9 protein-coding genes are annotated in these 12,676 nt (G+C 52.4%); 8 read left to right on the top strand and 1 reads right to left on the bottom strand.

Annotated features, from left to right (window positions below):
* Positions 1-62 precede the first annotated feature (62 nt).
* From AAC035_RS11215 to AAC035_RS11180, 8 genes are all read left to right on the top strand, one after another.
* Entirely contained in the window at positions 63-362 is a 300-nt protein-coding gene (locus tag AAC035_RS11215; RefSeq protein WP_339803976.1) for an App1 family protein, read from the top strand.
* Between the two features lie 435 nt (positions 363-797).
* Positions 798-1,358, top strand: coding sequence for a recombinase family protein (locus tag AAC035_RS11210; RefSeq protein WP_113270587.1), 561 nt, complete (start codon positions 798-800; stop codon positions 1,356-1,358).
* Between the two features lie 43 nt (positions 1,359-1,401).
* Complete coding sequence (locus AAC035_RS11205; protein WP_339803972.1) at positions 1,402-3,387, top strand: class I SAM-dependent DNA methyltransferase; 1,986 nt, start codon at positions 1,402-1,404, stop codon at positions 3,385-3,387.
* Complete coding sequence (locus AAC035_RS11200; RefSeq protein ID WP_339803970.1) at positions 3,384-4,874, top strand: restriction endonuclease subunit S; 1,491 nt, start codon at positions 3,384-3,386, stop codon at positions 4,872-4,874. The genes AAC035_RS11205 and AAC035_RS11200 overlap by 4 nt, the downstream gene beginning before the upstream one ends.
* On the top strand, positions 4,871-5,812 hold the full coding sequence (locus tag AAC035_RS11195) for a GIY-YIG nuclease family protein (protein ID WP_339803967.1): 942 nt from the start codon (positions 4,871-4,873) through the stop codon (positions 5,810-5,812). The genes AAC035_RS11200 and AAC035_RS11195 overlap by 4 nt, the downstream gene beginning before the upstream one ends.
* Before the next feature lie 60 nt (positions 5,813-5,872).
* Positions 5,873-9,055, top strand: coding sequence for a type I restriction endonuclease (locus tag AAC035_RS11190; RefSeq protein WP_339803964.1), 3,183 nt, complete (start codon positions 5,873-5,875; stop codon positions 9,053-9,055).
* Between the two features lie 159 nt (positions 9,056-9,214).
* Positions 9,215-9,910 (top strand): DUF4145 domain-containing protein, encoded by a 696-nt coding sequence (locus AAC035_RS11185; protein ID WP_339803961.1) that lies wholly within the window; start codon positions 9,215-9,217, stop codon positions 9,908-9,910.
* Between the two features lie 70 nt (positions 9,911-9,980).
* Positions 9,981-11,243 carry a hypothetical protein gene (locus tag AAC035_RS11180; RefSeq protein WP_291943869.1) on the top strand — a complete coding sequence of 421 codons (1,263 nt, stop codon included), beginning with the start codon at positions 9,981-9,983 and terminating at the stop codon, positions 11,241-11,243.
* Between the two features lie 1,067 nt (positions 11,244-12,310).
* Here the strand turns inward: AAC035_RS11180 and AAC035_RS11175 are convergent.
* A complete protein-coding gene (locus AAC035_RS11175; RefSeq protein WP_339803958.1) occupies positions 12,311-12,592 on the bottom strand; it encodes a hypothetical protein in 282 nt (93 codons plus the stop codon).
* Positions 12,593-12,676: the final 84 nt, after the last annotated feature.

Raw genomic sequence — 12,676 nt, 5'->3', positions numbered from 1 at the left:
TGTAGCTTACGGAAAATTCTACTTTTGATCACCGCTGTTTTTCGGGGGGATTACCCCCCGACATGCGGTTTATTCTGATTGGCGATTCCGGGCAGAGTGACCCGGAGATCTACAGCCACATTCTGCGGCAACATCCCGACCGTATACTGGGTATTTATATCCGAGATGTCAGCAACACGCGGGCGCGCTCCGATGCCATCAACAGGCTCGCGCGTGAGGCGCATGAGGTAGGTTGTGATCTGATCCTGGCGGCCGATAATCTAGCGATGGCAACGCATGCAGCCAGTAAGGGGCTTATTACGTTCCATGCAGTGAACGCGGTGAGTGAAGAGCAGGATCGCACCGGGCAGAACGACGACTGATTCTGTTGTGGCCCGGCCGCTTATTCATGAATGAGATTCGCTGATCGGAGACGCCAGACAGAACTCATCGGATAAGTCGAGCGTGCCGATTCCTACAACTTTGAACTCTATCTACGATTGGTCAAACGTCTCTAGGACCTAGTCCTCGGACTCTGATCTGAATGTTCGCTTTGCGACCCCAGCGTGCTTTGTTTCCAAATGGCGGATTGGGCAGCCCCCTATCTGAAAAAGTCTGCTTTGTGGTCTTTGCAAACAGGTCTGATCCGACATTGGCCACACTATGGTTGAGCGAGCCACCTTAACGCGCTTGCAATGACGTCTATCAAACGGTCGTTTTTTGAACGCTAGCCGTGGTCGCCCGAAATAGTCGAATTTCCCATTGTTTTGCGTATAAAAATCCCGTATAAAAATCTATGTATAAAAAAGGGGCGTTTAATGATCATAGGTTATGCGCGGGTAAGCACTCAGGATCAGAATCCGGAATTCCAGATTGATGCTCTGGAGAAAGCTGGGTGTGAACAGATCTTCCAAGAAAAGTTTACCGGCAAAGTTCGTGAGCGACCTGAATTGTCGCTCTGCCTCCGTATGCTCCGTAAGGGCGATGTCCTGGTTGTGTGGAAACTGGACCGATTGGCCCGGTCACTGAGAGACCTGGTTGAGATTGTCCAGGATCTCAGCCAGCGAGAAGTTGGTTTTAAGTCGCTTACAGAATCCATCGACACGACCAGCCCAGGTGGCCGTCTGGTGTTTCATATCTTTGGTGCTTTGGCTGAGTTTGAACACGACCTGATCCGAGAACGCACTCAAGCAGGACTGGCAGCGGCCAGGGCCCGAGGGCGCAAAGGAGGGCGAAAGCCTGTGTTGTCCGACTCTGACATTCGTAAAGCTGCAGCGATGTTAACGGATCCCAGCATCACGAAAACGGAAGTTGCTGCCCACTTTGGCGTAACCCGAGCCACATTGAATTCTTCCTTAAAAAGATTGGATGCAGCCTGAAATAAAGGTTTGCCCTACGACATGCTGTAATGGAGCTCCACGGATGACTGACGACAAAACCAACCACTCCCAAACCGCCGCTTTTATCTGGTCGGTTGCCGACCTTCTGCGTGGTGATTTCAAGCAGAGCCAGTATGGGCGCGTGATTCTGCCGTTTACCCTACTGCGCCGCCTGGAGTGCGTGCTGGAGCCAACTAAAGCTCAGGTACTGTCAGCAGCTCAAGAACATCAGACCAAACCAGATGCGGTTCGTGAGAAGCTCCTACTCCGGGCCGCTGACCAGCAGTTCTTTAATGCTTCGCCATTAAGCCTGGCTACCCTGTCTGACACCCAAACCGCTGACGACCTGATGAGCTATGTTCAGTCGTTCAGCCAGGATGCCCGGGAGATTTTCGAGCATTTCCATTTCGAAGACTTCGTACAACAGCTCAGCGCCAACAACTTGCTCTACCAGGTGGTGCAGCGGTTTGCCAGCATTGATCTGAGCCCGGCAACCATCAGCAACTTCGGTATGGGGATCATCTTTGAGGAATTGATCCGGAAATTTGCGGAGAGCTCTAACGAAACCGCCGGGGAGCACTTCACGCCTCGGGATATCGTGCACCTGACCACCTCCCTTGTCCTGACCGCACAGGAGAGTCGGCTAACGCCTAATAGTATTGTGACCATCTACGACCCTACAGCTGGAACGGGCGGGTTCTTGTCCGAAGGTGACGAGTACATCCAGCAGATCAGCGAGAGTGTCACCGTCTCGCTACACGGCCAGGAATTGAACCCGGAGTCCTACGCCATCTGTAAGGCCGACATGCTGATCAAAGGACAGGAAGTCAGCAACATCAAGCTAGGCAACACGTTGTCAGATGATCAGCTAGCTACTAATAAGTTTGACCTGATGCTCAGTAACCCGCCGTTTGGCGTGGAATGGAAAAAGGTTCAGAAGCAGGTCACTGATGAGCACAAGCATCGAGGCTTTGATGGTCGTTTTGGGCCTGGTCTACCCCGTGTGTCCGATGGCTCCCTGCTGTTCCTGATGCACCTGGTCAGCAAAATGCGGGATGCCCGTGAGGGCGGTTCCCGGATCGGCATTATTCTCAATGGTAGCCCGCTGTTTACGGGTGGTGCTGGCAGTGGCGAATCTGAAATCCGGCGCTATTTGTTGCAGAACGACATGGTCGAGGCCATCGTGGCCCTGCCCACGGATATGTTCTACAACACCGGCATCTCCACCTATGTGTGGGTGCTTTCGAATAGCAAGCCGGCTGAACGGAAGGGCAAGGTCCAGCTGATCGATGCTACTGACCGGGCGACGAAGATGCGTAAGTCCCTCGGCAGTAAGCGCCAGTTTGTCAGCGGGTCCGATCAGGACGAGATCGTGCGGTTGTATGGGGACTTCCAGGAAACCAAGAAAAGTAAAATCTTCCCTATAGAAGCCTTTGGTTATCGTCGTATCACGGTTGAGCGCCCACTAAAGCTGAACTTCCAAACTTCGGAAGAACGCATTGAGCGGATTGCGGACGAAAAAGCGATCCAGAAAATGGATCAGGAAGACCAAGACAATATCTTCGCGGCCTGTCGTGCCATGGATGCCGAAACGGTCTACCGGAATCGCAAACAGTTCCAGAAGGCTTTGAAGACCTCACTCACTGACCATCAGGTATATCTGAGTGCGCCACAACTGAAAGCCCTGCTCAATGCCCTTAGTGAGCGTGATTCAGAAGCTGATATCTGCACGGACAGCAAGGGCAATCCAGAAGCCGACACCAGCCTTCGGGACTATGAGAATGTGCCCCTCTCAGAGTCCGTGTACGACTACTTTGAACGGGAAGTGAAACCACATGTTCCAGACGCCTGGATCGATGAGTCCAAGCGGGATCAAAAGGATGGCGAAGTGGGCATCGTTGGCTTCGAGATTCCGTTCAACCGGCACTTCTATGAGTTCACGCCGCCACGCCCGCTGGAAGAAATCGATGCTGATCTCAAGCAATGCACGGACCGGATCAAGCTGATGATCGAGGAGTTGTCGGCATGACAAATTTGTCTGGAGCAAATTGGAACAACGGCGCAGCCGTTGGCCCGCAGGGCGAGGGCAGGGAAAGCCCGGGTACGTTTCCGACGTATCCGGCTTACAAGGATTCAAGGGTGCCTTGGATCGGTGAAGTCCCAGTAACCTGGGAGGTTAAACCATTCAAGTGGTTGCTCGACAATAACGACGGCGGTGTTTGGGGCGATGACCCCACGGGCGAAGGTGACACTTTAGTTTTGCGTTCTACGGATCAAACCGTAGACGGACACTGGAAGATTATCGACCCTGCTCCACGGAAGCTTAACACCAAGGAAAAAGTTAGTGCGCTTCTTATTGAGGGCGATTTGGTAGTAACGAAGTCCAGCGGAAGCTCCTTGCACATTGGCAAAACGACTCTGGTAACGGCTGATATCGCTAAACAGGGCTGCTGCTATGGAAATTTCATGCAGAGGCTGAGGGTAAATTCAAGCTTCATCCCGAAACTAGCTTGGTATGTCATGAACAATGAGCTGGCTAGAGCTCAACTGGACTTGCTTTCAAACTCGACAACTGGGCTTGCCAACTTAAACGGAACCTTGATTGGCGAAATCCTTTTACCTGTTTCAACTATTGGCGAACAAACCCAAATCGCCCGCTTCCTAGACCACGAAACCACCAAAATCGACGCCCTGATCCGCGAGCAGGAGCGCCTGATAGAGCTGCTTCAGGAAAAGCGCCAGGCGGTGATTTCCCATGCGGTGACCAAGGGACTGGATCCGGATGTGCCGATTAAGAACTCCGGGGTGGAGTGGCTTGGGGAGGTGCCGGCGCATTGGAAAGTAATGCCGGTGAAGTTTCTTGTCAGTTTCGTTACCAGTGGATCACGTGGATGGGCGGATTTTTACTCTGATTCGGGTGAGCTATTTTTCCGAATCACTAATCTGACACGAGACTCTATCCGACCGAAGTTTGAGTCAATCCAGTATGTTACACCACCCGACGGGAGCGAAGGCTCCCGGGCGAAAATCAACGTTGGTGACATCCTGGTTTCCATTACAGCAGATCTTGGTTCTGTCTGTGCAGCGGACAAATCAATAGAAGGTGGTTATGTGAGTCAGCATGTTGCCCTTGCGAGGCCTATTGCCACTCTCTGCAATTCAAACTGGCTTGCCTATTTTATTCTGGGTAATGCTGCGAAGGAGCAGTTACTTGGCTCTGGTTATGGAGGTACGAAGGTTCAGCTTAGTCTGGAAGATATTCGTGAACTCGTCGTCGCGGTGCCTCCAACCGACGAACAAATCTCGATCGCACAGATGCTGGATAAGCGACTACAGGAAATGGAAGCGTTAATAAGTGAGGCTAAGGCGGCGATGGCGCTGCTGTCGGAACGACGGTCCGCACTCATATCTGCTGCTGTGACCGGCAAAATTGATGTGCGTGACTGGCAACCACCTGCCGATGAAAGCGCCTTTGATGAAGAGGTACGCCAAGCCGGCATGGAGACTACCGCATGAGCCACGGTCGCGGCATACGTCTGTTCCTGGTGGATGGCACGCCGAACGGTCTGCTGACCGCCGAAATCATGAACTGGACTGGCCACGCTCTAACTGGGCCTCGCACCAAACTGACCGAGTTGGTGCAGAGGCCAGAGTGCGGTCGCACCGGTGTATATTTCCTGGTGGGCCCGGATCCGGACAATGCTATGCGCCCCTTGGTCTACATCGGTGAATCAGACGATGTGGCTAAGCGCCTGAAACAGCACAATCGTCCTGAGCCCCAAGGCGGAAAGGATTTCTGGGAGCGGGTTTGCCTGATCACCAGTAAAGATCAGAATCTCACCAAAGCCCATGTGAAGTACCTGGAAAGCCAGCTCATCGCCATTGCCAAGCAATCCGGACGTTGTGGCTTGGTCAACGGCACTGCTCACGATTACACGGTGCTCCCGGAGTCCGATCAGGCCGATAAGGCGTTCTTTATTGAACAAGTCCGCATCATATTGCCCGTCTTGGGATTCGACTTTCTCCGTGATCGGCAAAAAATTGCTGCTCAAATTCGGGGAGAGCCTGGTTCTGAGGGTGCGGCTCCGAATTTTTACATGGAGCTGCCTAAATACGGCATTCGTGCCACCGCCCGTGAAGTCGATGGTGAATTTGTGGTGCTTGAGGGAAGCCAGGCGCGAGATAAGTGGGTGAGCGGCAGTAGCTACACCAGTTATCGACCCTTGTACGATCAATTGACGGCAGATGGTGTGCTGGTGCCGGACGCTTCCGGCGCGGTGCGCTTCACACAAGACCAGTCTTTCTCAAGTCCCAGCGCGGCAGCAGCAGTGGTATCAGGCCGCTCGGCGAATGGCCGTATTGTCTGGATCGAAGAGAGCAGCAGGAAGTCATACGGCGACTGGCAAAGCTCGCTTGTCGAAGCTCAAAGTGCCGTAGACGAGCTCAAAGACTGATTCAAAGCAATTAAGCGCAGACCAGTTGCCAAGCTGGGTAAAGGGATACAAGGAGTAGTCATGGCTGACAGCCGAGAGAGAGCGTTCCAGAACGACATCATTGCTTCTCTGAGTGATCAGGGCTGGCTGGTCGGCAAGGCGTCAGAGTACGACAAGGTGAATGCCGTGTACCCAGAAGACCTGATTGGTTACTTCCAGGAGGCCTGGCCCGATCGGTGGGAAAAGTTCTGTAAGGGTAACCCTCAGAACCCGGAAAAGGTGCTCATCCAGAAAACCGTTCGGGAGCTGGAGAAAAAGGGCACCCTCGATGTGCTCCGTCATGGCTTCAAAGTACCGGGCGTAAAAATCGACCTGTGCAGCTTCAAGCCGGATCACGGCATGAACCCGGACACAGAGCGTCGATACAACGCCAACCGGTTACGTGTGGTCGAGGAAGTCTCCTATTCGCCTCATGCCCGCACCGGTGATTACAACCCACGGCTGGACCTGGTGCTCTTCGTGAATGGGATTCCGACAGCGACGCTGGAGCTCAAAAGCGAGTTCAAGCAGACCGTGGAACACGCCAAGCGCCAATACAAAAAGGATCGCCCGGTAAAGGATCCGGTAACACGGAAGCCGGAACCCTTGTTGACGTTCAAACGCGGGGCATTGGTCCATTTTGCGGTCAGCCAGGACGAAGTGGCGATGACTACCCGGTTGAATGGAAAGGACACGTTCTTCCTGCCGTTTAACCGAGGTACCGTCGATGGCGGTGCCGGGAACCCCCGCGCCGAGGATGAGGGTAGCTACGCCACGGCTTACCTATGGGAGCAACTGTTCCAGAAGGATGCCTGGCTTAAGGTCCTTGGCCGCTTCCTGCACCTGGAAAAGAAAACCGAAGAAGATTTCCACGGTAACCGGAAGACCAAGGAAACCCTGATTTTTCCCCGGTACCACCAGTGGGATGTGGTCAACCAGCTGATTCAGGCGACCCGCGAAGAAGGTGCCGGCAAGCGCTACCTCATCCAGCACAGTGCGGGCTCCGGCAAATCCAACTCCATTGCCTGGGCAGCCCATCAGTTGGCCCAGCTCTATGATAACGACGGCAACAAGCTGTTCAACTCGGTCATTGTCGTGACCGACCGAACGGTGCTGGATAGCCAGCTTCAGGACACCATCTACCAGTTTGAGCACGCTCAGGGCGTGGTTCGACCTATCAATCGTGATTTGGGCAACCAGAGTAAATCAGAGCAGCTGGCTGAGGCTCTGGCCGAGCAGACCCGAATCATTATCGTGACTATCCAGACCTTCCCCGCGTTGTTCGATGCGCTGGAGAAGTATCCCAAGCTGGCTTCTGGACGGTACGCTGTGATCGCGGACGAGGCTCACTCGTCGCAAACCGGCTCTTCCGCAACCAAGCTGAAGGCCATCTTGGGCGGTGATTTGCCCGAAGGAGAGGAAATCAGTGCGGAAGAGCTGCTGGATGCTGCCGTCTCTGCGCGAAAGCCCAGTCAGGACATCAGCTACTACGCTTTTACCGCGACACCCAAGGCGAAAACCATTGAGTTGTTCGGACGTGAGCCGGACCCGTCGCAGCCTCGAAGTGAGTCCAATAAACCGGAGCCTTTCCATGTGTACTCCATGAGACAGGCCATCGAAGAGGGTTTCATCATCGATGTACTCCGGCGCTACACCACCTATGCCGTCGCCTGGAAGCTGGCTCACCCGGACGCAGAGGACGATGAGGTCGACTCCAAGAAGGCCCGAACCACCCTGGCCAAATGGGTGCGTCTGCACCCATACAACATCAGCCAGAAGGTTGAGGTGATCGTTGAGCACTTCCGGGAAAACGTCCGGCACCTGCTGGATGGCCAAGCCAAAGCCATGGTGGTGACGAGCAGCCGGCAGGAGGCCGTCCGGTACCAGCTCGCCATGCAGCAGTACATCCAGGACAAGGGCTATCAGGACGTTCATCCACTGGTGGCCTTTTCAGGCAGCCTGCCACCGGATGATGTGATTCCGGAGGAGGTTACTGAAACCAGTAGTCTTCTGAACCCGGGCCTGAATGGCCGGGATCACGCCAAGGCGTTCGATACGGACGAGTACAACGTGATGCTGGTGGCCAATAAATACCAGACTGGTTTTGACCAGCCGAAGCTTTGCGCTATGTACGTGGACAAGAAGCTCAAGGGTGTGGAGTGTGTCCAGACACTCTCACGGCTGAACCGGCTGTTCCCGGGCAAGGAAACCTTCATCCTGGATTTCATCAACGACGCTCAGGAAATCCTCGATTCGTTTCTGCCGTACTACAACAAGGCGGAACTGACCGGGGTTTCTGACGCCCAGGTGGTCTATGACATCCAGGAAGCGCTGGATGCTGAGCAGGTGTACCACTGGGATGAGGTGGAGGCCTTTGCGCGGGCATTCTTCGATCCCAAGGCTGAAGCATCCAAACTCAGCTATTACTGCCAGCCGGCCCGGGAACGCTTCAACAAGCGCTACAAGCTGCTTCGTGACGAACGAGGTCAGGTCAGAGCTGCCCGGAAACAGGCTGAGGCTGATGGCAATACGATTGGGTTGAAGCAAGCCGACGCTTCTCTGAAGGAGATTGACGAAGGTCTGGATCAGCTCGATCTGTTCAAGAAAAACCTTGGAAGTTTTGTTCGGACCTACGAGTTCCTGTCCCAGATCGTATTTTTTGAGGATTCAGAGCTCGAGCAGTTGTGTGTTTTTGCAAAACACCTGTTACCACTGCTGCGCCAGGAGGTTTTGGACGATGATGAAATTGATATCTCAGAGCTAGCACTGAGTCATTACCGAATCACCAAGCGAAAGGAGCATGAGCTGCGATTAGAGGGGGAGGATGACCCGGACGGCTTGGATCCGATTACAGGTGTTGGCACCGGAAAACCACATGATATAGAGATGAAGCGCCTCTCCGAAATCATCGAAAAGTTAAATGACATCTTCGGCGCTGAAGTCAGTGAGGAAGACCAGCTGCACTTTGCCAATGGCATTGCTGATCGGGTTCGCCGGGATGAGGCGGTGATGGCGCAGGTGAATAGCCATTCAACGGATCAGGTCATGCATGGGCTGTTTCCGAAACGGTTGACTGATTTGGTGCTCGATTCAATGACCGATCACGAAAAGTTGTCAATGGAGATTCTGGAGAGCGAGCACAGCCAAAAACAATTCGCGCTCTTAATCCTACAGCTCCTTTTACATAAGCCGGACTCCCAAACAGCGATGAAAAAACCAACTTGATGATAGCTGTGCGTGGTTTTATCAGTTGTTCCCCGTTAAAGGTATCAAGTGCCCAGATGGTGCCATCTTAATGCCAAGGCCGTTGCCTAAACAGTCGCGTAAGTCTGCGGGCCCTCAGCCGCATGACTCTGCGATTGCACAACCTGGTGGAGAGTTACTTTGAGAGAGATTGATAAAAGTCATGCGCTTCGCTGGACAGACATCGAAAGGACAAAATTTCAAGCTCCGCAATCCTTAGACATTGAGTGCCCGGATTCAGAGTGTCGTCGATCGTTGGTGAATGTGAAGCTAGGTTGGCGACGCCAGAACAGCTTTGCCTGGTCACAGGTCAGGTGCGCTGGTTGCAGAACTGTTTCTACCATTTTCTTCATGGATTCGCCTGAAGCCAAAGATCCGGGTGATGATACGCATGTTTATGTTTACCCAGCTCCAGTTCTTGGAACTCAATTAGAGCGTGGGCTTGAAGATATATCACCAGGATTCGTCGAAATATATGCTCAGGTGCAGGAAGCTGAAGCTCTTGGTCTCGATTCGCTCGTTGGGGTTGGATATCGTAAAGCTCTGGAGTTTTTGATAAAGGACTATCTGATTAGCAAGAACCCTGATGATGAACATAAAATTTCGCGAATGCTGTTGGCACAATGCATACGGAAGTATGTAACTGACCCCAATATAAAGGACTGTGCTGATCGAGCAGTGTGGCTGGGAAATGATGAGGCACACTATGTTCGGAAATGGTCTGATCGGGATATTGAGGACTTGAAAACGCTTTTGAAACTTACTAGATACTGGCTATCCAGTGAATTTTTGACAGCTGAATATCGGGAACGGATGCAACGTCAAACCAAAGAATAGAACCAGTCGGGCACGTTAGCCGGCGCGGCAACGTATGGTCGCAATGTGAATCTGCACGAGCATGTTTCTTATGGCTGAAAGATTCCGTATAGGACTTCCGGAAACGGCATTTCCCTTCATCCCTTCGGCAGATAAATTCCTTGAGTATCTGGGCCGCCCCGGGGGCTTGGCCGGCATGATCAATGAGCTCGGCGCTCGCCTCAATCAGCCGTTGCCTGACCCAAAGACTGTACGAAAGGCTGTGAAAGAGGGAGTCACTCCGAGAAGTGGTGAGAAAATCAAAGAGGTATTGGCATCTGTCCTGACGCCTCAGATGCACGACTACATAACGAGCTCCTATTTAGAACCCTGGATGGAGAGCTCACTGAATAACAATGGCCTTGCCTGGCTCTGCATGAGCAAAGGTGAACATCTGCGGATCTTTCAGACCGATTATTCGGAAACATTTACTGAACAGTTCATAAAACGGCGCGCCGAACAAGAGATCGAGCTTTTTCAGGAAGGGCTAGACATTCAAAAGAGCAATGCGACGCCTACCGTCTTTGAAGAGCAGTGGAGGGAAACCCTAAAGGTTTTTCTGCGAGACAAGACTCGCGTGGATTCTTCCCACATTGAGGCGGGGCTCCAAGCTGCCGCAACGCTAAAATCGAGCACAGGTCCAGCCAGACGTGAGCAGGCAGGCATACTGCTGGGCCTGTATACCCGTATTCGAATCGACTTCTATTACCATCTGTTGTGCAACGTCTCTTTGGATCTCACTCGCTGGTTTAACGAACAAACCCCCCTCAATAACCACGATAGACAATGGCTGGTCGAGCACAGTTTTTTTGGTGATATGGTGCCAGCGTTTGATGGCTCTGCCCTGACGCTGCCCCTTGAGCGGTTACTCGACACGTGGCGGCGGAATGCCACACAAGATCGCAGAGAGGTTTCGTGGGCAAAAATTGCCGAGTGTTTACCGAACCCGTATGGATTGGACGCAGATAAATCGCGAGCCTCCTACCAGACGGTCGAGGCGCGAGAGGAAGATATTCGTAAGAATAAGAAATCGAGACTCAGAGAATGGCGTAACGGCACTCGGCCGGATTCCGATCAATTGCAGCAATTCATTCAAAACCTGGTCCCGGAAGACTCGGAAGACAAAGATGTCTCGCTGGCCACGATGCAAGCCAATGTCGCAGTTATCTGGGGAGCGTTTGTACTGGATGAGTGGGCAGTCTTTGATAAATGCGGTCTGCATGGTGCCTTGAGCGACACCATACCAGCGTTTGAGCGTTTTCCTGCTTACTGGGCGGACTATCAAGCTCAGGCCGCGCGAATTCTCGCAGCCTGAGAGAGTCACTCTTAACGGCCTTTGGGCGGGTTGTTCCCGCGTCCGCCGCCAGAGGGATTGCCGGTTGTGCTGGGCGCATTATGTGGCTTAGCCATGATCATCACCTATATGTTGGTTGGAAATGTGAATCGGCAGCTCCCAAGCCGTTAAGCACGGATCAGCAACGCCGATGTCGAGAGTATCGGTGAATGGAGCGGGAGCCGGGAGGTGAGTCGTCACGGGAAATTATGAGTGGCGTGGCAGGGGTGCGGCGGCGCTAACAAGCTACTGCGCATAATCGGCGTTACGTTAAGAAAAAAGTTGCGCACCCAAAATTTTGTGAGTTTTGTTGGATTGAGCTTCAGCTCAGTAACTGTGAGTATTTGCTTCGGTCGCAAAGCTAACATTCACATTGACCACAAAGCGGACCTTTTACAGCGCCCTGATATCGGCATTTGTCTCTGGCGCAAGGCTTTATTATTTGCCCTACCTCAGAGTTGTGAGACTTTTTACATGAGATATAACCAACATCAGTCTTATTGGATTTTACTGCATCATTATGGTGTAACGTCTAAAATGTTCCCACTGCAACTCAGATTCTGGACGAAACCCTCTACTTTGGCTTCGCGGTATTTTTGCTAATTCTCGATTTGAAATATTTTATTCATTTCACGATTTGGCCCGTTACAATCATAACTATTCCTGGAAATACCCAGATCAGCAACCAGAAAGACAGAGCCGAGTTTTGCTCAACCCAGTCTCTTATCGGAGACGAATAACTCCACCATAAATACACTCCGGTTGCGAGGCTCAGGAAAACAACTAGAATGCCAATCTTTTCGGCGGAAGAAGAGGATCCTCCGCCGCTATAAATACCGAAGGCCTCTTCTTGGTATGTAGAGTGCGGGTTTAAAGCGAACGATATGCTTGGACAAAATATAATTAAATTTAAAAACGCGAAAATTCTTTTCATACTAAATGACTTCCGCTGCACCAATTTTTTCAACCTAGCAAGTCTAGATTGCTCAATGGTTCTCCCTTGTAGGTTGGGCGTCACCTTGTATTTCGTCAACTATTTTGACCACTAGCTACGCCACCCTCATAGCCAATCTCTGCGAGGCAATAAAGGTCTGCTTTCCGATGGAAGCATTGGTCTTGAAAAAAGGCTTATTAATGTTCGCTTTTTTGTTTAAAAAAGCAGGCAGCGGGAAAAGACTGCAAGCGGGCGGCTTTTGCCGGGCATCACTCATTCTCAATTGGCGTTTCGCCCAGCGCTCCAGATTATCGGCGTAAATGTAACCCAGACCGCCGATGGCAAGCGTCGTCAGCAAGAACACGGAGTATCCCAACAAGCCTGCCAAGAGATTCATAACCGGCCCTCTTAATCGCGCGAGTGTCGCCCTATGTGTCAGCGTAGTTGTCGCCTGAACATTTCAGAGGACAACCATGCCCCA

The sequence above is a fragment of the uncultured Marinobacter sp. genome (assembly GCF_963974375.1).
In the GTDB taxonomy this organism is placed as follows: domain Bacteria; phylum Pseudomonadota; class Gammaproteobacteria; order Pseudomonadales; family Oleiphilaceae; genus Marinobacter.
The sequence above is the reverse complement of the archived record's forward strand: the minus strand, read 5'-3'. Positions and strand labels throughout refer to the sequence as shown.